Consider the following 21,658-nt stretch of genomic DNA (forward strand, 5'->3'; position numbering starts at 1 on the left):
ACCGTGGCCACCGAAGCCGGTGTCGACCGGGACCCGCTCCCGCGGTCCCCCCGACCGGGCCGTCCGGTCCCCGAGCTGGACCCCGTCCACGTACGGCGGTGGCGCGCGGAGGGCGGCGAGCTCGTCGATCTGCTCGCCCTCGCGCGGGAGCGGCTCGGCGGTGTCGCAGCGTTGCACCTCGGGCCGGTGGACGCGGGCACCCCGCCCACGGTCCTCGTCACCGACCCCGCGGCCGTCCGGCACGTGCTCGCCCTCCACCCCGACCGGTACGTCAAGCGTTCCCACCGGGCCCGTCTGCTGATCGGCGACGGGGTCCTCGCCGCCACCGGGGAGGCCTGGAAGCGGCAACGCCGGCTGCTGCAGTCGCAGTTCACCGGCACCGGCATGCGCCGCTACGAGCGGCGGATCGAGCGGGCCGCCGACACCGCCGCCGCGCGCTGGGCGCGGTACGCCGCCACCGGTGAGCCCCTCGACGTCGGACGGGAGATGCGCCGCTTCGCCCTCGACACCATCTGGCGCTCCCTGACCGGGCGCCCCCTCGACGTCCGGACCGAGGGCGAGCTGGGCGCCGTGGAGGACCTGGCGGCGGCGCTGCCCACCCTGCCCGCCGACGACGCCGGAGCCCGGGACGCTGTCGCCGCGGACGTCGCCCGGATCGACGCCGTCGCCCGGTACGCCATCGACGCCGCCCGCACCGGTCCCGCAGGACCCGACGGGCCCGGGCTGCTGCACGTCCTGATCGACGCGGCCGCCGAGCGGCCCGAGTACACCGACCGCCTGATCCGCGACGAGCTCGTCACCCTGCTCTTCGCCGGGCACGAGACCACTGCGACCACCCTGACCTGGTTGTACCTGCTGCTGGACCGGAACCCGGGGGCCCGCGGGCAGGCCCTCGCGGCCGGCGGCCCGGGCTCCGCGGAGCGTCGGCAGGCGGTCCAGGCGCTGGTCCACGAGACGCTGCGGTTGTACCCGTCGGCCTGGATGCTGCCCCGCCACGCGGCCGAGGACGACGTTCTGGTCGGGCATGCGGTCGCCGCCGGCACCGACCTGCTGGTGTGCCCGTACCTGACGCACCGCGATCCGGAGCTGTGGCCGGACCCGGAGCGCTTCGACCCCCGGAGGTTCACCGCGCCCCGGGGCCGTCCGGCCGACCCGGGCGGCTACCTGCCCTTCGGGCTGGGCCCGCGCGCCTGCCTCGGCCTGCGGTTCGCCCTGCGCGAGTCCACCGTCCTGCTGGAGCGGCTGCTGCCCGCGTACACCGTCGCCTTCCGCTCGACGCCCGACCGCACCGCGTACGGCATCACCGTCCGTCCCGACGGGCCCACCCCGGCGACCCTGACCGCTGCCGCGCCCTGAGGCGGCTTACCGCCCGCCCGGCCGCGGGTGGCCGGCCGGGGCTTCCGTGAAGCGGTGAATCGGTGCTTCAATCCTTCCCATGCCCTACCGTCGCCCCCCTGCCGTGCAGGCCCGACTCGACGCCCGCCGCGACCGGGTGCTGGAAGCCGCCGTCCGTCTGCTCTCCCGGGAGGGGTACGGCGGCTGCTCCGTCGCGGCGATCGCGGCCGAGGCCGGCATCTCCACCGGCAGCGTCTACCAGTGCTTCTCCGGCAAGTCCGAGCTCGCCGCCGCGCTCTTCCGCACCCTGGTCGCCCGCGAGCTGGAGGCGGTCGCCGCCGCCGCGGACCGCCCCGGAACGGCCGCCCGGCGGGTGGCCGCCGCGGTGGAGACCTTCGCCTCCCGGGCGCTCCAGGCCCCCCGGCGGGCCTTCGCCCTCCTCGCGGAGCCCGCCGACCCGGCCGTCGACACCGAACGCCTCGTTTTCCGCCGCGCCTTCCGCGACGTGTACGCCGAGCGGATCGCCGCGGGCGTGGCCGCCGGCGAACTGCCCCCGCAGAACCCCGAGCTGACCGCCGCCGCACTGGTCGGCGCCATCGCCGAGGCCCTCGTCGGGCCCCTCGCCGACGGCGACGCGGCCCCCGGCGACGTCATCCCCGGCCTGATCACCTTCACCCTGCGCGCCCTTGGAGGACACGATGCCGCAGACGCATGAGGTCACCAACCAGGTACCGCCGCACCACGGCTACGACGCCGCCGACGACCCGGCCCTGCTGGCGGCCCTCGACCGCGAGGGAGCCGGCTGGGCGGCGCCCGAGCTGCACGCGCTCGGCGTCCTCGCCGGCTCCGAACGGGCCGCGGACTGGGGGCGCCTGGCCAACGAGAACCCTCCCGTGCTGCACACCCACGACCGCTACGGCCACCGCGTCGACGAGGTCGAGTTCCACCCGTACTGGCACGAGCTGATGCGCACCGCCGTCGGCCACGGCCTGCACGCCGCCCCCTGGGCCGACGACCGGCCGGGCGCACACGTCGCCCGCGCGGCGAAGTTCCTCGTCTGGAGCCAGGTCGAGGCGGGCCACACCTGCCCGGTCTCCATGACGTACGCGGCCGTCCCCGCCCTGCGCGCGACGCCCGCACTCGCCGAGTGGCTGGAGCCGCTGCTCGCCTCCCGCACCTACGACTTCGGGCTGCGCCGCCCCGACAGCAAGCGCGGGCTGATCGCCGGCATGTCGATGACCGAGAAGCAGGGCGGCTCCGACGTCCGCGCCAACACCACGACCGCCGTCCCCGCCGGGGACGGCACGTACCGGCTGACCGGGCACAAGTGGTTCACCTCGGCGCCCATGTCGGACGTCTTCCTCACCCTGGCGCAGGCCCCGGGAGGGCTGTCCTGCTTCCTGCTGCCGCGGGTGCTGCCCGACGGCAGCCGCAACCGCCTGCTGCTCCAGCGGCTCAAGGACAAGCTGGGCAACCGCTCCAACGCCTCCGCCGAGATCGAGTACGACGAGGCCTTCGGCTGGCTGGTGGGGGAGGAGGGGCGCGGGGTCGCCACCATCATCGAGATGGTCAACATGACCCGTCTCGACTGCGTCCTCGGCGGGGCGTCCGGGATGCGCCTCGGCGTGATCCGGGCGGTGCACCACGCCACCCACCGGCGCGCGTTCGGCAAGGCCCTGATCGACCAGCCCCTGATGCGCAACGTCCTCGCCGACCTGGCGCTGGAGTCGGAGGCCGCCACCGCGGTCGCGATGCGGCTGGCCGGGGCCACGGACCGGGTCGCCAGGGGCGACGGGGACGAGGCCCTGCTGCGCCGGCTGGGGCTGGCCGTGACCAAGTACTGGGTGTGCAAGCGGGCCCCCGGGCACGCGGCCGAGGCCCTGGAATGCCTGGGCGGCAACGGCTACATCGAGGACTCGGGCATGCCCCGCCTGTACCGGGAGGCCCCGCTGTCGTCCATCTGGGAGGGCTCGGGGAACGTGGCCGCGCTGGACGGGCTGCGGGCCATGGCCCGGCAGCCGGAGACCGTGGAGGCGTTCTTCGCCGAAGTGGGGCTTGCCGCGGGTGCCGACCGGCACCTGGACGCGGCGGTGGTGGGGCTGCACAAGCAGCTCGCCGACCCCGACGAGGCCGAGTACCGGGCCCGGCAGCTGACCGAGACGATGGCCCTGGTGTTCCAGGCGTCGCTGCTGCTGCGGCACGCACCGGCCGCCGTCGCCGACGCGTTCTGCGCCTCCCGGCTGGGCGGGGGGCACGGCGGCGCGTACGGCACCCTCCCGACCGGGGTGGACACCGAGGGCGTCCTCGCCCGGGTCCGTACGACGGCCGCCTGACGCCGAGGGACATGGCCGGGGCCGGGCCCCGGGCCGATGGCCGGGGCCGAGGCCGGCGGCGGGACCGCTGCCGACCCCGGCCCCGGGGATGCGGCGCCCCTTACGGGTGCCAGACCTCCTTGATGGTCTTGATCTTGCCCTCGCCGTCGACGGTGATGTCGTAGATGCTGCCCGAGCAGGTGTACGGCTGCTTCACAGGGGTGTTCGTCAGGCAGTCGCCGGCGTGCATCCACAGCTCGCCGACCGGGACGGTCTTGGTGGAGCCGGAGCCGGTGGACAGCTCCGCCTTGACCTCCTCGGCGAACAGGTAGTACTTCGCCTCGCCCTTGCCGTGGTAGATCCAGTCGTTCGGCGTGCACTCCGGCTGGGCGTCCTTGGCGGACATCGAGCCCTTCGACGGCGGTACGGCGACCTCGACCATCTTGTGGCCGGCCGGCAGCTTCGGCGGCTGCCCGCAGTCGCCGCCCGGCGCGGCGGCGCCGGCGGAAGGGCTCCCGCCCGCGGGCGCCTTGGCGGACGGCTTCGCGGAAGGCTGGGCGGACGCGCCGGAGGCGCCTGCGGTGCCGCCCGCCTGTGTGTCCTCGGGCCCGCAGGCCGCGACGGAGCCGAGCGCGGCGACGAGCGCAAGCGCGCTGATGGTACGTCGAGTTGACCTCATGTCAAATCCCCCGATGGCTGAAACGTGTTGTGATCATGCCTGATCGGTGATGTGTTCTACACCAGACGTGGTTGAAGATCCAATTTGTCGCGTGCAACCGCGCCGCCGCCCCGGACGTCTCCGCCCCCGGCGGCAGACGGCCGCATCGGCGACGGGGGGACGGACATGGCACGCGCACGCACCCACGTGATGGCGGCCACCGCGGTGGCGGTGGCACTCATCGGGCTCTCGGCCTGCTCCCCGACCGAGGACCCGGCCACCCCGGGCACTCCCGGCCCCTCCACGGCCTCCTCCGGTGCACCCGGGCCCGCGCCGACCGTCCCGCCGGGCGGCGGCGGTGCCTCCGGCGCGCCCCGCCCGTCCGGCGACCCCTCGGGCGGTACGCCGCCGTCCGGGAAGCCCGGCGCCGCGCCCGCCCCCCGTACGGGGGTCTCCTGGAACCTGGACCGGATCGACCAGCGCAGCCGGCCGCTCGACGGGACCTTCGCCCCCGGTACCGACGGCAGAGGCGTACGCGTCTACGTGCTCGACACCGGCCTGGACGTGAAACACGCGGAGTTCGGCGGCCGCGCCTCCCTCGGCGCCGACTTCGTCGGCGACCCGGACGCCGGCGACTGCCTCGACGGCGGCGGGCTGGGGCACGGCACGTTCGTGTCCGGCATCATCGGCGGCCGCACCTTCGGCGTCGCCCCGCGCGCCGAACTCGTCCGCGTCCAGGCCATCGCCTGCGAGGAGGGCAGGGGCAGTTCGGCGCGGGCGAAGGACGCCGGCCCGGCCGCCGGGGACTCCGTCGTCAAGGCGGTGGACTGGGTGGCCGAACACGCCCGCCGCCCGGCGGTGGTCAACATGTCCCTCAACCTGGAAAAGCCCTCCGCCGCCCTCGACGCCGCCGTCGAGCGCCTGATCGCCTCGGGCATCCCCGTCGTCGTCTCGGCGGGCAACTTCTCCGACGACGCCTGCTCGCACTCCCCGGCCGGGGCGCGCGGCGCGCTCGTGGTGGCCGCCTCCACCGCCGACGACAAGCACTGGCGGGACAGCGACGCGTTCGGCTCCGGGTACGGCACCTGCGTCGACCTGTACGCCCCCGGAGAGAAGATCACCTCCGCGGCGGCGGGCGGGGGCACCGTCACGAGCGACGCCATCGCCACCTCGTGGGCCGCCCCGCACGTGGCCGGTGCCGTCGCGCTGTACCTGTCCGCGCATCCGGACGCCACCCCGGCGCAGGTCCGCGCCTGGATCACCGAACGGGCCTCCCGGGACGTCCTGACGGGGGTCCCGCCCCAGACCCCCAACCGGCTGCTCGACGTGAGCGGCAGGTAGCGGGGGCGGGTCGGGCGGGGGCACGTCTCAGCCGCGCGGGTCGACCGGGGTCAGGACGCCGAGCCGGTCCTCCACCGCCTGGGCCGCGTCCAGGCACAGGTCCTCGCGGAACGCCCGCCCGACGATCTGCACCCCGCTCGGCAGCCCGTCGGCGTCCGTCCCGGTCGGCACGGCCACCGCGGGCAGGCCCGCGAAGCTGGTGGCCGTGCACAGGCGCAGGCCCGCCGCGACCCGGTCCCGGCCCGCCCGGTCCCGTGACTCCAGACCCGGTTCGACGGGCGGTTCGGTGAACGACGGCCCGAGCAGCAGCGGCCACTCGTCCAGGAACTCCGCCCACGAGCGGCGGACGCCCAGCCAGGTGCCCATCAGCCGGACCAGACCGGCCGCGTCCACCGGAGGCGTCCGCTCCATCGCCATCTCGATGTAGCGGCTCCCCTCCGGCCCGAGCAGCCCCCGCACCGCCGGCCAGGACGGTGCGAACTCCGTCATGATGATCCGGTCGTACGCCTCCAGCGTCTCGTCCAGCCGCGGCACGTCCGCCACCTCGCGCACGTCGTACCCGGCGTCGCGCAGCGCCTCCGCCGCCGCCTCCACTGCCGCCCGCACCTCCGGGTGGACGCCGTGCCCGCCCGGGTCCGCCACCACCGCGACCCTGACCGGCCCCGGCAGCGGTTCCCCGCGGACCGGTACGGGCAGCGCCCGCGGGTCGCGGGGATCGGCCCCGGCCAGGACCTCGTACGCCAGCCGCAGATCGCGTACCCGGCGGGCCAGCGGGCCGTCGGTGACCAGCATCTGCGAGGCCGGTCCGGGGTCCTCGGGGCCGAGGACGCGGTGGTCCGCGGGGAACCGGCCGGTCGTCGGCTTGAGCGCCGCGACCCCGCAGAAGTGGGCCGGGACGCGCAGCGACCCGCCGGAGTCGTTGCCGAGTCCGAGCGCCGCCATGCCGGTGGCTACGGCCACCGCGTCGCCCCCGCTGGTCCCGCCGGGGGTCCGGGCCGGGTCCCACGGGTTCACCGTGTCCCCGAACAGTTGGCTGCGCGTGTGCATTCCGGCCAGGACCAGCGTCGGCATGTTGGAGTGCCCGACGGGGATCGCCCCGGCCGCGCGCAGCCGCGCCACCGGGGGCGCGTCCGCGGCCGCCACCAGGTCCCGGAACCGCTCCGCGCCCAACGTGGTCGGCACCCCCGCCACCGCCGTGGTCTCCTTCACGGTGAACGGCACGCCCGCGAGCGGCCCCGGCTCCTCGCCGGCCGCGCGCCGCCGGTCGAGGGCGGCCGCGTCCGCCCGGGCCCGTTCCGCCATCAGCTGGGTGACCGCGTTCACCTGCGGGTTGACCTCGGCGATCCGCTCCAGGTGGCTGTCCACCAGCTCCACCGCCGAGACCTCCGCCCGGCGCACCGCCTCTGCCTGCTCCGCCGCCGACAGCTGCCACAGGGGATCGCGCACGACGTCCCCACCTCCCCGTACTCGTTGTGATGCGCTTGCATCGGAACGATAACCCAGGAACCGATGCGGTTGCATCGAATAAAGTGCCCCGTGCGGCCGTGCACGGCCCCGAACGACCCGCCCGGCACACCAGGACAGGAGACGCACATGCCCCGGCAGGTGGACCACGAAGGCCGGCGCCGCCGGATCGCCGAGGCCGTCTGTGCGCTCGCCGACGAGAGCGGCCTGGAGGGCGTCACCCTGCGCGACGTCGCCGAGCGCGCCCAGGTGTCGATGGGCGCCGTCCAGCGGTGCTTCCGCACCAAGGAGGAGATGCTCCTCTTCGCCCTCGGCCACATCGGCGACCGCATCGGCGAGCGCGTACGGGCCCGCCTGGTCCGCAGCCCCGCCCAGTCGGCCGGCACCGCCCTGGGCCACGCCGCCACCGAGGTCGCCCTCCTGCGGGGCGAGCACCGCGCCGAGGCCCGGGTGTGGCTGGCCTTCCTCGCCCAGGCCGCCGTCAGCGAGCCGCTGGCCCGGGCGGTGCGGGCCAACTACACAGTCCTGCAGGACGTGTTCACCCGACTCGTCACGGAGGCCGCCGGGGACGCGGCCGCCCACCCGGACCCGGCCCGGCAGGCCCGCACCCTCCTCGCCCTCGCCGACGGACTGACCGCGCACGTCCTCATCGGCCACCTCAGCGCGGACCAGGCGCAGGACGTCCTGCACGCCCACCTGGCCGCCCTCTGGGAGGGTGTCAACACGCCCTGAAAAACTGACCTGTGTCCGGGAAAAACCGTTCGGCGCGGCGCGGCCGCCGGTGACCCGCGTGCCTCTACTGTCTCCGCATGGCTGAGACGTTCGATCACAACCCCCAGGTATGGACCGCCGGCCGGCTGCGCGAGGTGCTGGCCGCACTGCCCGACGACACCCCGATCCACATCGGCGTCGCGGACGGCCCCGGCGACTTCGAGAGCTACGGCGAGTACGTCCTCGTGGACGCCGAACCGGTGGAGCTCGACATGGACGGCGACGCGGGCGGCGCGGGCGCCACGACTGGTCCGGCCGAGCCCCGGGTGCAGTTCACGCTCTTCGCCGACGCCACGGCCGGCGTCTACCACCTCGACCTGGACTGACCGGCCCGCCGGCCGACCCCCGCCCCGCGAGGGCGGGCGCGGCCCGGGCGGATGCGCATGCCGGAAGGTCGCCGGGGCAGGGCCGGGCAGGCGTCAGGCGGGTGCCGGGCGGTCGCCGGGACGGTGCGGCCCACCCGGCGTAGCCTGGTCTGAACGCCGGAACCGCCCGTGAGCCTGGGAGGCGGCGCATGACCGATCCGCACGGTTTCCTCCGCACCCCCCGCAGCCCCGTCCCGGCCCGGCCCTCGGGCGAGCGGCTCGGCGACTGGCAGGAGGTGCACGCCGGGCAGGCCCTGCTGCCCCTGGTGTCCGCACAGGCCAACCGGTGCATGGACTGCGGGATCCCCTTCTGCCACGCCGGCTGCCCGCTCGGCAACCTCATACCCGAGTGGAACGCGTACGCCGCGCACGGCGACTGGCAGGCGGCCTCGGACCGGCTCCACGCGACCAACAACTTCCCGGAGTTCACCGGCCGGCTCTGCCCCGCCCCCTGCGAGGACTCCTGCGTCCTCGCGATCAACTCCGACCCGGTCACCATCAAGAACGTCGAGCAGACCATCGCCGACCAGGCCTGGGCACACGGGTACACCGCCCCCGTCCCGCCCGCCCGGGCGACCGGCCGGACCGTGGCCGTCATAGGGTCGGGCCCGGCCGGGCTCGCCGCGGCCCAGCAACTGACCCGGGCCGGGCACACCGTCGTCGTCCACGAGCGCGCCGACCGGATCGGCGGGCTGCTCCGCTACGGCATCCCCGCCTTCAAGATGGCGAAGTCGCACCTTGACCGCCGTATCGCGCAGATGCGCGACGAGGGCACCGTCTTCCGCACCGGGGCGTACGTCGGGGGCGGCGTCGACCCGGCCGACCTGCGCAGACGGCACGACGCCGTCGTCGTCGCGGTCGGCGCCGGCGAGCGCCGCGAGCTGCCCGTACCGGGCCGCGGCCTGCACGGCATCCACCAGGCCATGGAGTACCTCACCGGCGCGAACCGGGTCCAGGAGGGCGACCTCGCGGCGGCCCCGATCAGCGCCGAGGGCCGGCACGTGGTGATCGTGGGCGGTGGGGACACCGGCTCCGACTGCCTCGGCACCGCCCTGCGGCAGCGCGCCCGGTCGGTGGTGCAGCTCGACATCAACCCGGAGCCCGGCCCCGGCCGCTCCGACATCGAGCCCTGGCCCGTGTACCCGAAGGTCTACCGGATCTCCCACGCCCACCAGGAGGCCCGCGACCGCCACGGCGACGACCCGCGGATCTTCGCCCACGCCACCCTGCACTTCGACGGCGACGCGCAGGGCCGGGTACGGGCCCTGCGCCTGACCGAGGTGGAACCGGTGACCCGGCTGCCCGTCCCCGGGACCGAGCGGGTCATCGAGGCCGGACTGGTCCTGCTGGCCCTCGGCTTCTCGGGACCGGAACGGGCCGCCGCCCTGGAGGAGCAGCTCGGCCTCACCCGGGACGATCGCGGCGCCTACGCCCGCACCCCCGGTTTCGCGGCCCTCCCGCAGCCGGCCCCCGCAGCCGGCGGCCCGGACCGCGCCGACGGGGTGTTCGTTGCCGGGGACGCCGGGCGCGGGCAGTCCCTGGTGGTGTGGGCCATCGCGGAGGGCCGGGCGGCGGCCGCCGCCGTCGACCGCTACCTCACCGGCTCGACCTCCCTCCCCGCGCCCGTGTGTGCGCACGACCGCCCCATGAGGCCCTGAGCGGCGGCGCGGCCGCGGTCCGGAGGGGGATGCGTCACCGGGCGGCCGGCCCGGACGGCACAATCATGGGGTGACTGGTGAAGATCCGTTCCTGTGGTTGGAAGACGTCGAGGGCGAGGCCGCGCTGGGCTGGGTCGCCGAGCGGAACGCGGAGACCGCCGCCGCGCTCACCTCGGACCCCCGCTTCGAGGCACTGCGCGGCGCACTGCGCGAGGTGCTCGACGACGCCGAGCGCATCCCCTACACCGTCCGCCGCGGGGCGTACCTCTACGACTACTGGCGGGACGCCGACCGGCCGAAGGGCGTCTGGCGGCGCACCACGCTGGAGCAGTACCGCAAGGACGATCCCGCCTGGGAGGTCCTCCTCGACGTCGACGCCCTCGCGGCGGCGGACGGCGAGGAGTGGGTGTGGGCCGGGGCCGCCGTCCGCTACCCGGACTACCGGCGCGCGCTGGTCATGCTCTCGCGGGACGGCTCCGACGCGGTCGTGGTCCGCGAATTCGACCTGGACGACCGGGAGTTCGTCGAAGGGGGCTTCGAGGTCGCCGAGGCGAAGACCCGGGTCGCCTGGATCGACGAGGACACCGTCTTCATCGGCGCCGACCTCGGCCCCGACTCCCTGACGGCCTCCGGCTACCCGCGCACCGTCCGCCGCTGGCGGCGCGGCACCGCCCTGGAGGACGCCGAGACCGTCTTCGAGGCCGAACACGCGGACGTCTCCGCCTCCGGCTGGTACGACGCCACGCCCGGCTTCGAGCGGGCCTTCGTCTCCCGCGCCACCGACTTCTTCCACCACGAGCTGCACCTGCTCGCCGACGGCGACCGGCTGGTCAGGATCGACGTGCCGGCCGACGCCGGGGCGTACGCGTACCGGCAGTGGTTGGTCGTCACCCCGAAGAGCCCCTGGCTCGGCCACCCGGCCGGCTCGCTCCTCGTGTTCGACTTCGAGGCCTTCATGGCGGGCGACCGCACCGCCCACGCCCTGTTCACCCCCGACGGGCGCACCGCCCTGTCGGGCCACTGCTGGACCCGCCACCACCTGGTCCTGGACACGCTGGCCGACGTCGCCACCCGGCTGGAGGTCCTCACCCCCGGCCCCGACGGCTGGAGCCGCCGCCCGCTCGCCGACGTGCCGCCGCTGTCCTCCGCGTGCATCACCGACACCGACCCGGACACCTCCGACGAGTACTTCCTCGACGTGGACGGCTTCCTCCAGCCCTCCACCCTCACCCGCGGCCACATCGGCGGCGACTCCGAGGTGCTCAAGCGGGCCCCCGCCCGCTTCGACACCGCCGGCCTGGACGTACGGCAGTTCTTCGCCACCTCGCGGGACGGCACCGCCGTGCCCTACTTCGTCGTCGGCCCCGCCGACCGCGAGCGGCCCGGCCCCGCACTGCTCTACGGCTACGGCGGCTTCCGCGACCAGCAGACCCCCGGCTACAACGCCGTCACCGGCCGCGCCTGGCTCGCCCGCGGCGGCACCTTCGTCGTCGCCAACATCCGCGGCGGCGCCGAGTACGGCCCCGCCTGGCACCAGGCCGCCCTCGGCGCCGACCGGGTCCGCGCCTTCGAGGACTTCGCCGCCGTCGCCGCGGACCTCACCGCCCGCGGCATCACCACCCCCGAGCGGCTCGGCATCACCGGCGCCAGCAACGGCGGCCTGCTCATGGGTGCCATGCTCGTCCGGTACCCGGAGCTGTTCGGCGCGGTCGTCGCCAAGGTCCCGCTCCTCGACATGCTGCGCTACCACCGGCTGCTGGCCGGTGCGTCCTGGATCGCCGAGTACGGCGACCCCGACACCGAGGCCGACCGGCCGCACCTTCAGGACATCTCCCCGTACCACAACCTCGCCGCAGGGCGGCCGTACCCGCCGGTGCTGCTGATGACCTCCACCCGCGACGACCGGGTGCACCCCGGCCACGCCCGGAAGACCGCGGCCCGGCTGCGGGAGCTCGGCCACCGCGTCCTGTTCCACGAGAACACCGGCGGCGGCCACGGCGGCGCATCCGACAACGAACAGGCCGCCCACAACCAGGCCCTCGCCTACACCTTCCTGTGGCAGCACCTCGGCGACGACGCAGCGTCCTGACCGCTCCCGGCCGGTGGTCGGGGAGCCGCGGCGGGCGGGCGGAAAATGCTTTGCCGTCCGCCGCGGCCCTCACGGACCATGAACCGCTGTGAGTACCACCCGCCGCCTGCCGAAGCTGTTGCCCGATCTCTCGCCGTGGCGTTCCAGCCGTGACTTCCGCACCCTCTTCTTCCAGGGCGCGGTCACCTTCTTCGGCTCCTTCATGGCAATGATCGCCCTGCCGCTGCAGATCAAGGAGCTGACCGGCTCCCCGCTCGCGGTGGGCGCGATGGGCGCGGTGGAACTCGTCCCGCTCGTCGTCTTCGGACTGTACGGGGGCGCGCTCGCCGACGCCCTCGACCGGCGTCGGCTCATCCTGCTGAGCGAGGCGGGCCTCGGCCTGCTGGCCCTGCTCCTGCTCGTCAACGCCCTGTTGCCGGATCCGCTGCTGTGGCCGCTGTACGTGGTCGCGGCCGGCGTCTCCGCACTCTCCGGCCTCCAGCGGCCAGCCCTGGACTCGCTGCTGGCGCGGATCGTGCCGCACGAGCAGATGACCGCGGCCGCCGCGCTCAACGCCCTGCGCTACCAGATCGGCGCGATCGCCGGCCCGGCGCTCGCCGGCCTGGTCGTCGCCTACGCCGGGTACGCCGCCGCGTACGCCGTCACCGTCGTCGGGTTCGCCGTCTCCGTCGCCCTGTGCACCCGGCTGGCCCCGGCTCCGCCCGCGCCGGGCGCGGAGCGGCCCTCGCTGCGCGGGATCGCCGAGGGCGCGCGGTACGCGTGGGGCCGGCCGGTGCTGCTGGGCACCTACGCCGTGGACCTCGCGGCGATGTTCTTCGCCTTCCCCCACACGCTCTTCCCCTTCCTCGCCGACGAGCTCGACGCCGTGTGGGCGCTGGGCCTGATGTACTCGGCGGGCGCGGTGGGTTCGCTCCTGCTCGGCGTCACCAGCGGCTGGACCTCGCGGGTGCGCCGGCACGGCCTGTTCGTGGTGTGCGGCGCGGCGGTCTGGGGCGCGGCCGTCGCGGGCGCGGGCTGGTCCACGGACATCCGGGTCGTGCTGCTGTGCCTGGCGGTCGCGGGGGCCGGCGACATGCTGAGCGGGCTCGGCCGGGCGACCATCTGGAACCAGACGATCCCCGAGGAGCTGCGCGGACGGCTCGCCGGTATCGAGGTGCTCTCGTACAGCGTGGGCCCGCAGCTCGGCCAGGTCCGTGCCGGAACGATGGCCGGCTGGACCGGCACCCGTCCCGCCTTCTGGGGCGGCGGGCTGCTGTGCGTGGGCGCGGTGGCGGCCCTCTGCGCCCTCCTGCCCGCCCTGCTGACGTACGACGCCCAGACCGACCGGGACGCCCGGCGCCGCCGCGAGGCCCGGGAGGCGGCAGAGGTCGAAGTGGCCGAAGAGACCGCCGGGGCGGCACGGGCCGGCGGGGCGACCGGGGCGCAGGAGAGCGGCACGCGCGCCTGACCGCCCGCGGGCGCGGCCGCGACCCGCCCCGGATCGACCACCTGCACCGGCGCATGCCGGATGCAAGGGGGCGCGTACTGCGCTGGATGCGCCATTTCCGAAGAAATTCGTGGACCACGCGTGCACAAACGGGCGTCCGGTGCGATGGGCTGAGGATGGGGAGCCCTTTTCCGGAACTCCCGGGTGCCGGAGCGGGAACCGGCCCCTCCCGACACCCCATCCCACCGGAAGGTCGCGTACCGACGTGAACGCCGTCCAGACAGTTGCCCACGTGCTGATAAAGGCCGCCGCCGCACCGACGACCGGCCCCGTCACCGTGAGGTACCCGCCGCGCCCCTCCGCGGCGACGAGCAGCTGTGGGGGAGTAGCGCATGAACGAGGGTGAGTTCGACCCATCCGCGGACCAGGCGGTCTCCAGCGAACTGGCCGGTGTCCTGCCGGTGGACTTCACGGCCTTCCATTCCCAGCACCACCGCGCCTACCTGCGCTACGCCCACCTCCAACTGGGCACCCGCAGGGACGCCGAGGACACCGTCGACGACGTGTTCACCTTCCTGCTGAAGGTGTGGCAGCACGCCCTGCGCCAGGAGAGCCTGCACGGCTTCGCCTGGGCCGTCCTGCGCGAGCACGTCGAGCGCCGGCTCGCCGTCCTGGGCCGGCCCGTGGCCATGGTGGAGACGGCCTGGTTCGCAGCCCTGCGCCGCGCCTCGCGGGAGCGGCTGGAACTGCTGGAGTCCAAGCTGGGGCTGTACGCGGCCATCGCCGAACTGACCGAGCGGCACTACGACGTCGTCCTCCTCGCGTTCCTGATGGGCAACGACTACGACACCGTCGCCCGGATGATGGGGATCAGCCCCGCCACGGTCCGCTCGCACATCCGCGGCGCCCGCCGGACCCTGTCCCGGAAGCTCGGCCTGGACTGGGCCCCCGGAGAGGAGAAGAGCCAGTGGGCGACATGACGCGCGACCGCGGCGCCACCGGCTGCGAGCTGGCCGCCGCCCTGGCCGACGCACAGGTGCTGGCCGAGGAGTACGCCGGCTACGACGAGTACGCGGCCCTGCGCCGCATCGCCCGCCGGGTCGCCGCCGACCGGGCCCGCGCCGCGGCCCGGACCACCGGGACCGGGGTTCCGCCCGGGCACGCCGCCGGGGCCGAGGCCGACTCCCTCGTCCTGGACGCGGCCTGCCACGTCCGGGCCGGTAGAGCGCTCGACGCCCTGGCCGGACAACTGGTGGACAGCAGACCCCTCGCCGAGCACGCCCTCGCCCCGCAGTCCTGGCCCCACGGCCCCGCGTCCGCGCTGCTGTTCGGCTGCCTGCTGCACCTGGCGGGCCGCGGGGAGGGCGCCCGGTTCTGGTTCCAGTACGCGGCCGGCGCCGACTCCCGGGCCGCCGCGCACTGCCTCTACCTGCACCACCTGGCGCGGGCCGAGGTGGCCACCGCCCGCCACTGGAAGCGGTACGCCCGCGCCCTGCCCCCGGACCGCGGCCTGCCGGCGCCGCCGCTGCCCGACAACCTCGAAGGGGCGCTCGCCGCCTCGGTGATCTGGACCTCGCCGCCCATCACCACCCAGGACCTCACCGCCCTGCCCGCCACGGGCCGTCGGGGCGGGGCCCGTCACCGGCCGGCCGTCCGGCTGCGGCGGGCCGTCGCCGGGCTCGTGCCGGAGGAGGACCCCGACCTCGGGGAGGTCTTCGTCCCGGGCCCGCAGATCGCCGTCGCCCTGGCCCGGCACGCCCGTCTCGACCCCGCCCGGCTGACCCGGGCGGCCGACGCCTGGGCGCTGGCGCCGCAGCGGACCCCGCAGCGTCCCCCGGCCCCCCGCCGCTCTCCGGAGGCGGGGCGCGCTCCGGGCGCGCTGGAGGCCGTACACCAGGCGCTGCGCGTCCTGGAGGTGGTGGGGAGGTTCTCCGGCGGGGTGAGCCTGGCCCAGATCGGCCGGCTGACGCGGCTGCCGCAGCGGGTCCTGGCGCGGGTGATGGAGCGGCTGGTCCGGGCGGAGCTGGCGGCCCCGGTCGGCCCGGGCGCCTATGTGGCGGGGACGGCCCTGACCCTGACCGAGGCCGTCGACGGGCCCGGCCGGCTGCACGAGACCCTGGCCCGGGTCCGCGACGCGGTGGGCGCGGCCGTGTACCTCGCCCGCTACGCCGACGGCGAGGTCGCCATCACCCAGTACGCGGACTCGCCCACCGCACCGCCCGTCGAGGAATGGGTCGACTTCCGTGCCGCCGCGCACGCCTCCGCGGTCGGCAAGGCGCTGCTGATGCAGCTCCCGTACACGGACCGCAGGGACCACCTGGCCCGGCACCGGCTCGACCGGTTCACCCCGCACACCGTGACCAGCGAGCGGGACCTGTTCCGCGAGCTCGACACCCGGATGCCGTACGAACCGCTGCTGGACCTCCAGGAGTACGCCATCGGCACGGTGTGCGCGGCGGTGCCGATCACGGTCGGGCCGGACGCGGAGTGCCTGGCCCTGTCCATGCCGGCCCCCGACCCGCGGCGCCTGCGGCTGGCGGCCAGGATCCTGCAGAGCGAGGCGGCCGCGGTCCTCCTCGCCCTCATCGTCTCCGGAGGCCCGCAGCCGCAGCCGCGGACCGGGCAGGAGACGGCCCCGGGCGGGGGACGGAGCCCGGGGGCGTGCCGTCACGGAGCGGACGGCACGGACAGAGCCGGCCGGTGCCCCTCGGGGGTGTAGCGGGCCCGCCGCCGGACACGGCGGGTGCTCCGCAGGGGACAGCGGGCACCCGCCGTGGGGGCCGATCGAAGGTAAAAGACCCCAACATCCCACTTATTGATTGATTCTGACCGTTTCACTCCATATGGTCCTCAGGCGTTCGACGTTGGTAGTCCCCCCCACCCCGCGCGACCACCGGAGGTCCGTATGCCCGGCCGCAAGTCCCACCTGATCCTGGCGGCGGCAGCGCTGCTCTCCCTCGGATTCCCGACGGTGGCCGCCGACGCGGCCGAGGAGGCGACCTGCTTCGGGCGGGTCGCGACCATCACCGGCTCCGGGACGATCAACGGAACGGAGGGCAACGACGTCATCGTGGGGTCGGCGGACGTCGACACCATCGACGGCAAGGGCGGCGACGACGTGATCTGCGCCCTCGCCGGCAACGACACCGTGTCCGGCGGGCTCGGCAACGACCAGGTCGACGGCGGCGAGGGCAACGACCTCGTGCGCGGCGACCTGATCGGCACCAGGGCGAGCGTGGACGGCGGCGGCAACGACATCGTCTTCGGCGGCGCGGGCGACGACCGCGTCGGTGGCGACAGCATCTCCTTCGGCGGCAGCGCCACGGGCGGCGGCAACGACATGGTCTTCGGCGGGGACGGCAACGACCACCTGGTCGGCGACAGCCGGGGCGGCATCAACGCCTCCGGCGGCGGCAACGACGTCGTCGACGGCGGCGCCGGCGACGACAACATCACCGGCGACTCCTCCGCCGAGGCCACGGCCACCGGCGAGGGCAACGACGTCCTCATGGGCGGCGCGGGTGCGGACACGATCATCGGCGACGGCAACTCGGGCCACGCCTCCCGCGGCCGCGGGGACACCGGCACCCCCTCGGCCTCGCGCCCGAAGCCCGCGGTCACCCCCGCGGCCACCCCGGCCCCCGCCCCGGCGGCCCCGGTCGACGGCACGGCGGACGCGGCTGCGGGCGGCAACGACGTCATGGACGGCGGCGACGCCGCGACGGACTCCTGCGACGGCAAGGGCGGCGCGGACATCTCGGTCGCCTGCGAGACCACGACCAACGTGCCCTAGCCCCACCGATACCGGGGTGAAGTCCGGGAGGCGTGCCGTGCCCGAACGCGTCCTCGCGCTCGGGCACGGCGCGCACCACGTACCGGGCGCCGCGGGCGTCCCGCGGTGCGAGGGCGCGGGTCAGGTGTCCTGCCGGCGTACGCACTCGATGAGGTAGTCGCCGTTGTCGGGGTCGACGGTGACGCCGTGCGCCTCGCTGCCGAAGCCGGGGAAGGCCCGGTCGAAGGCCTCCAGGGCGCGCAGGTAGCGCAGCAGCGGGCCGTCATCGGCGCCGGTGGACTCGCCGGGCATGAGGACCGGGATGCCGGGCGGGGTCACCGTCACCATGGCCGCGGCGACGCGGTCGGCCGCCTTGCGGAGCCGGACCCGCTCGGTCCCGCCGCGGATGAGCTGCTGGTAGCAGTGCCGGGGCGGGGCTACCGGCTCGGGCAGTTCCCGGAAGGCGGCGTCGAGGGCGTCGATGAACGCCCCGTCGGTGAGGTGCCGGTGCATCTGCCGGCACAGTGCGCCGAGCGTGGTGCGGGCGTAGCGCCGCGGGAACTGCTCGACGAGCTCCGGAAGGACCCGGTCCAGCGGGGCGTCCTCGTCGTACAGGGCCTTGAAGTCCATGAGGGCGTCCATCAGCGTGCCCCACTTGCCCTTGGTGATGCCCATGGAGAACAGCACCAGGGCGGTGTAGCTGTCGGTCTTCTCCACCACGATCCCACGGGCGGCCAGGTACGCGGTGAGGACCCGGGCCGGGACGCCCCACTCCGAGGTCTCGCCGGAGGCGGTGACGCCGGGGCAGGTCACGGTGACCTTGATCGGGTCGAGCAGGCAGTAGCCGTCGGTGAGACCGTGGAAGCCGTGCCACGCGGCGCCGGGTTCGAGCTGCCAGCAGCGGGGCTCCCTGCCGAGCAGGGCGGTGGGTGCGTCCTCGAAGGCGATGCGCTCGCCGGTGGCCGGGTCGGTGACCGTGTCGGGCTGCCACACCCCGAAGAACCAGGACGGCCGGTCCCCGGCGGCGGCGATCCGGCGCCCCGTGCGGACGACGGCCTGCCGGAACCGGATCGCCTCGGTCACGGCCTCGTCGATCAGCCACCGCCCCTGGGGGCCGTCCATCATGGCGGTGGCCACGTCGAGGGAGGCGATCGCCGGGTACAGCGGGGAAGTGGTGCCGTGCATCATGAACGTCTCGTTGAACCGCTCGTGCACGACGGGAGCCCGGGGCGCCGACCTGACGTGGACCATCGCGCACTGGGAGAGGGCGGCGAGCAGCTTGTGCGTGGACTGGGTGGCGAACACGGTGGGCCGTGCGGGCCCTTCTGCCCCGTCCGGGAAGACGTCCGGGCCGACGGCCATGCCGTAGCGGCCGGCGTACAGGGGGTGGAAGCGGGCGTACGCGAACCAGGCCTCGTCGAAGTGCAGGCGCGGCGCGCTCGGGGCGAGGGCGCGGGCGGCGGCCGCGGTGTCGTAGCACAGGCCGTCGTACGTCGAGTTGGTCAGCACCGCGTACGGGGCGTCGCGGGACACCGCCCCCGCCGTGAGCGGGTTCGCGGCGATCCGGGCGGCGACGTTCTCCGCGGTGGTCTCGGCGGGTGGCAGGGGGCCGGCCAGGCCGTAGCCGTTGCGGGTCGGCACCAGGTAGACGGGGCGGGCGCCGGAGATGACCAGGCCGTGCAGGACCGACTTGTGGCAGTTGCGGTCCACGAGGGCGATCTCGTCGGTGGTGACGCTGTAGTGGCCGACCATGCGGTCGGCGGTGGAGTCGCCGTGCAGGACGAAGTAGGTGCGGTCGGAGCCGAAGACGCGGGCCGCGTTGCGCTCGGCCTCGCCGATCGGGCCGCTGTGTTCGAAGAGGGAGCCGAGTTCCCCGACCGAGATCGACAGGTCGGTGCGGAACAGGCGCTCGCCGTAGTAGTCGAAGAAGGCCCGGCCGGCGGGGGACTTGAGGAAGGCCACGCCGCCGGAGTGGGCGGGGGTGTGCCAGGAGTACTCGTGCGCGTCGTCGAACCGGCGCAGGGCCTTGAAGAACGGCGGCAGGACGTCCTTGCGGTAGTTCCGGGCCGCGGTGCCGACGCGGCCGGCGATGAAGGACGGGGTGTCCTCCAGCGGCCAGATGTAGCCGACCACGGTCTCCGACACCCACAGCGGCAGCCGCTCCAGGTCCTGGTCGGAGTCGTCGGCCATGACGAGGAAGACCGGGAGGTCCTTGAAGCGGCTCCCGATGTGGCGGAGCACGTCACTGCCGCCGCCTTCCTCGGCGGGGCCGGCGGGGCTGCGCGGGAGGTCCCAGGCGACCACGGCCGCCGCGAGCCCCGCCTCCGTGCGCAGCGTGGCCCGGGCGTCGCGGGTGTTGGCCGCCCAGCGGAGTTCCAGTCCCTGGCTCTCCAACTCCTTTCCGATGCGGCGGAGATGTTCGGCGCCGACGCCGCCTCCGAGGGGATTCTCACGCAGTGCCAGCAGGACCGTGCCGTTCGCCATGTGCCGTTGCCGTTCGCTGTCTCGGGGGCGGGTGTGCGGGTGTGCGGGTGTTCCGGAGTGCCGGGTGTTCCGTCCCGCGCAGTCTTCCGGCCGACCGGGGCCCCGTTCCCGGTCTCCGGCACTGCTTCACCCACAGGTGGGGCGCGAGGAAGGCCGCCCTTGACGCCGGGCGGGGCGACGGCCCTCTGGTGGCGGTGGCGGTGGCGGTTGTCGGTGGCGGTGGCGCTGCGGCCCGCGCCGCGGCGCTACGGCCGTACGGCGGCGGCCTGTTCGAGGACGGCCCGGACCTCGGCGGCGATCGCGTCCTCGTTCTGTTCGAACTCGGGCCCGGTCAGGGTCTGCGGGTCGGCCGGGAGGCCGGTGAGCACGGGCGTGTGCAGGTGGCCGCCGGGCAGGCGCGGGGCGAGCTCGCCCCGCAGCCGGTTGGAGCGGTAGGCCACCTCGTTGGAGAGGTAGCCGCCCCCGCCGCCCGCGACGGCCCGCGAGCCGGCCGTCGGCCCGTCGGTCCGGTCGACGGGGGTGCTGCCGCCCGCCGGTATCTCGGTGACCGCGGCGTTCAGGCGCACCGGGAACGGCGCCTGCACGGCGGCGGTGACCGCGTCGACGGGCAGCGTGGTGCGGATGAACTCCGCCCCCGGGCCCATCCCGGGGGCGGTCACCGGGTGCTCGCGGGTGCCGCCGGAGAGGCTGCGCGCGTTGTCGAGGTAGGGGTCGGCGGACCGGGAGCGGCCGGCCCAGGCCTCCAGGGTGAAGATGCCGGGATAGCCCTGGCTGACCGTGGTGACGAGGTCCGCCGGGGCGGGGCCGCCGGCCAGCCGCGGGGCGAAGGCGCGCTCGACGATGCCGGCGTCGAAGTCCGCGTACCGCACGGGGAGTACGACGGCGCGGACCTCGGCGGTGCTGCCGTCGGGGAGGGTGATGCGGCGCCCGTTGAGCCGCAGGACCGCGGAGCCGGAGGGGTTGGCGCGGCGGATCTCGGCGTCCAGTCCGAAGGGGTCGAAGCCGCTGACGAAGATGCGGCGCACGCCGGGCGCGGGGCGGAAGGCGTTGTCCGTCATGCCGCGCGAGGCGTCCTCGAAGCGGGTCCGCAGAGCGGTCCGGTCGACACCGAACGTCGGCTGCCAGCGGCCGAGTTCGGCGGTCATGGCGAGGCGCGCCCAGTACAGCGGCCGGTCGTCGCCCGCGGGCAGGTCGCCGCCGGGGCGGCGGCCCTGGGCGCGCTGGACGGCGGCCTGCCAGAGCGCGGTGCCCCAGACGTCGAGCAGCCGTCCGGCCTCGGCGGGGGTGCGGCTGCTGCACAGGGCGGCGGGAAAGCGGCGGACGAAGTCGCCGAATCCGCCGCGATCGACGAGTGCGGCGGTGCGGGGGTCGGCGAGGCGGGCCTGCTCGGGGTCGGGGGTCGCGGCGGACGGGGGACGGCAGGTGGCGGAGCCCTCGTCCGCATGGGCGGGGGCGGTGAGTGCGGTGGACAGGACGGTGGCGAGAAGGGCCGCGGTGGACGCGGCGCGCCGTAAGGACATCATGCGATGTGACATTACAAAGCCCCCACGGACCCCGACAGTCACCCGTCGGCCCGATGCGGACAGGGCCCACGGGAGAGTGAATCACCCCGCTTTGTGGCGAACTGGTATGGGATGGGCCCCGCACACCCCTCAGTCGATGGGAGATCCTCATGAAGATCCGTACCATGGTCGCCGCAGCGTCCCTGGCCGTCTGCGCGGCGCTCGGCGTGGCCGGATCCGCCGTCGCCGACAGCACCGCCAACGGCAATGCCGTCGGTTCGCCGGGCATCCTGTCGGGCAACGTGGTCCAGGTACCGATCCACATCCCGATCAACATCTGCGGCAACAGCATCAACATCATCGGCCTGCTGAACCCGACCGCGGGCAACGTCTGCGTCAACAGCTGACCCGCTCGGCAGCCATGCAGCGTGAGCGGTGCCGCCCCACCCGTCCGGCGGCACCGCTCACGCACGACGGCTCG

16 protein-coding genes and 1 pseudogene are annotated in these 21,658 nt (G+C 75.1%); 13 read left to right on the forward strand and 4 right to left on the reverse strand.

Going from position 1 to position 21,658, the window contains the following annotated elements; genetic code table 11:
- The first annotated feature begins 3 nt into the window (after positions 1–3).
- The 3 genes from ACZ4VL_RS00915 to ACZ4VL_RS00925 all read left to right on the forward strand — a co-directional run bounded on the left by ACZ4VL_RS00915 (position 4) and on the right by ACZ4VL_RS00925 (position 3,668).
- Positions 4–1,356 (forward strand): cytochrome P450, encoded by a 1,353-nt coding sequence (locus ACZ4VL_RS00915; protein WP_468193942.1) that lies wholly within the window; start codon positions 4–6, stop codon positions 1,354–1,356.
- Between the two features lie 79 nt (positions 1,357–1,435).
- Positions 1,436–2,050: a TetR/AcrR family transcriptional regulator gene (locus tag ACZ4VL_RS00920; RefSeq protein WP_468193944.1), complete on the forward strand. Its 615-nt coding sequence runs from the start codon at positions 1,436–1,438 to the stop codon at positions 2,048–2,050.
- Positions 2,034–3,668 (forward strand): isovaleryl-CoA dehydrogenase, encoded by a 1,635-nt coding sequence (locus ACZ4VL_RS00925; protein WP_468193947.1) that lies wholly within the window; start codon positions 2,034–2,036, stop codon positions 3,666–3,668. Before ACZ4VL_RS00920 ends, ACZ4VL_RS00925 begins: the two co-directional genes overlap by 17 nt.
- 100 nt (positions 3,669–3,768) lie before the next feature.
- On the opposite strand, the gene ACZ4VL_RS00930 is transcribed toward ACZ4VL_RS00925, so the two are convergent.
- On the reverse strand, positions 3,769–4,326 hold the full coding sequence (locus ACZ4VL_RS00930; protein WP_468193950.1) for a hypothetical protein: 558 nt from the start codon (positions 4,324–4,326) through the stop codon (positions 3,769–3,771).
- Positions 4,327–4,491: 165 nt separating this feature from the next.
- On the opposite strand from ACZ4VL_RS00930, the gene ACZ4VL_RS00935 reads away from it, so the two are divergent.
- Positions 4,492–5,646, forward strand: coding sequence for a S8 family peptidase (locus ACZ4VL_RS00935; RefSeq protein ID WP_468193953.1), 1,155 nt, complete (start codon positions 4,492–4,494; stop codon positions 5,644–5,646).
- 27 nt (positions 5,647–5,673) lie between these two features.
- Here the strand turns inward: ACZ4VL_RS00935 and ACZ4VL_RS00940 are convergent, their stop codons facing one another.
- The gene (locus ACZ4VL_RS00940; protein ID WP_468193956.1) at positions 5,674–7,092 is read right to left on the reverse strand and encodes an amidase; all 1,419 of its coding nucleotides are present in this window, start codon (positions 7,090–7,092) and stop codon (positions 5,674–5,676) included.
- 147 nt (positions 7,093–7,239) lie between these two features.
- Between ACZ4VL_RS00940 and ACZ4VL_RS00945 the strand changes: the two genes are divergently transcribed.
- From ACZ4VL_RS00945 to ACZ4VL_RS00980, 8 genes and pseudogenes are all read left to right on the forward strand, one after another.
- Positions 7,240–7,842, forward strand: a complete 603-nt coding sequence (locus ACZ4VL_RS00945) for a TetR/AcrR family transcriptional regulator (protein ID WP_468193958.1) — start codon at positions 7,240–7,242, stop codon at positions 7,840–7,842.
- 77 nt (positions 7,843–7,919) lie between these two features.
- Positions 7,920–8,207 (forward strand): DUF6225 family protein, encoded by a 288-nt coding sequence (locus tag ACZ4VL_RS00950; RefSeq protein WP_468193961.1) that lies wholly within the window; start codon positions 7,920–7,922, stop codon positions 8,205–8,207.
- 188 nt (positions 8,208–8,395) lie between these two features.
- On the forward strand, positions 8,396–9,904 hold the full coding sequence (locus ACZ4VL_RS00955; RefSeq protein ID WP_468193963.1) for a glutamate synthase subunit beta: 1,509 nt from the start codon (positions 8,396–8,398) through the stop codon (positions 9,902–9,904).
- A 70-nt stretch (positions 9,905–9,974) separates the two neighbouring features.
- Positions 9,975–11,993, forward strand: coding sequence for a prolyl oligopeptidase family serine peptidase (locus ACZ4VL_RS00960; protein WP_468193964.1), 2,019 nt, complete (start codon positions 9,975–9,977; stop codon positions 11,991–11,993).
- 88 nt (positions 11,994–12,081) lie between these two features.
- The gene (locus tag ACZ4VL_RS00965; protein ID WP_468193966.1) at positions 12,082–13,440 is read left to right on the forward strand and encodes an MFS transporter; all 1,359 of its coding nucleotides are present in this window, start codon (positions 12,082–12,084) and stop codon (positions 13,438–13,440) included.
- A 371-nt stretch (positions 13,441–13,811) separates the two neighbouring features.
- The gene (locus ACZ4VL_RS00970) at positions 13,812–14,399 is read left to right on the forward strand and encodes an RNA polymerase sigma factor (protein WP_385838891.1); all 588 of its coding nucleotides are present in this window, start codon (positions 13,812–13,814) and stop codon (positions 14,397–14,399) included.
- Between the two features lie 899 nt (positions 14,400–15,298).
- A pseudogene (locus tag ACZ4VL_RS00975) lies at positions 15,299–16,009 on the forward strand (IclR family transcriptional regulator domain-containing protein); the annotation flags it as partial.
- Between the two features lie 315 nt (positions 16,010–16,324).
- Complete coding sequence (locus ACZ4VL_RS00980; protein ID WP_468193969.1) at positions 16,325–17,212, forward strand: calcium-binding protein; 888 nt, start codon at positions 16,325–16,327, stop codon at positions 17,210–17,212.
- A gap of 120 nt (positions 17,213–17,332) precedes the next feature.
- Here ACZ4VL_RS00980 and ACZ4VL_RS00985 read toward each other — a convergent pair whose 3' ends face one another.
- Together ACZ4VL_RS00985 and ACZ4VL_RS00990 are read right to left on the reverse strand one after the other, a co-directional pair.
- On the reverse strand, positions 17,333–19,675 hold the full coding sequence (locus tag ACZ4VL_RS00985) for an Orn/Lys/Arg family decarboxylase (protein WP_468193971.1): 2,343 nt from the start codon (positions 19,673–19,675) through the stop codon (positions 17,333–17,335).
- A 245-nt stretch (positions 19,676–19,920) separates the two neighbouring features.
- The gene (locus ACZ4VL_RS00990; protein WP_468193973.1) at positions 19,921–21,198 is read right to left on the reverse strand and encodes a pyroglutamyl peptidase; all 1,278 of its coding nucleotides are present in this window, start codon (positions 21,196–21,198) and stop codon (positions 19,921–19,923) included.
- Positions 21,199–21,347: 149 nt separating this feature from the next.
- Here ACZ4VL_RS00990 and ACZ4VL_RS00995 point away from each other — a divergent pair, with 149 nt between their 5' ends.
- Positions 21,348–21,584: a chaplin gene (locus ACZ4VL_RS00995; RefSeq protein WP_468193975.1), complete on the forward strand. Its 237-nt coding sequence runs from the start codon at positions 21,348–21,350 to the stop codon at positions 21,582–21,584.
- Positions 21,585–21,658: the final 74 nt, after the last annotated feature.

It is taken from the genome of Streptomyces sp. NPDC029014 (genome assembly GCF_055564695.1).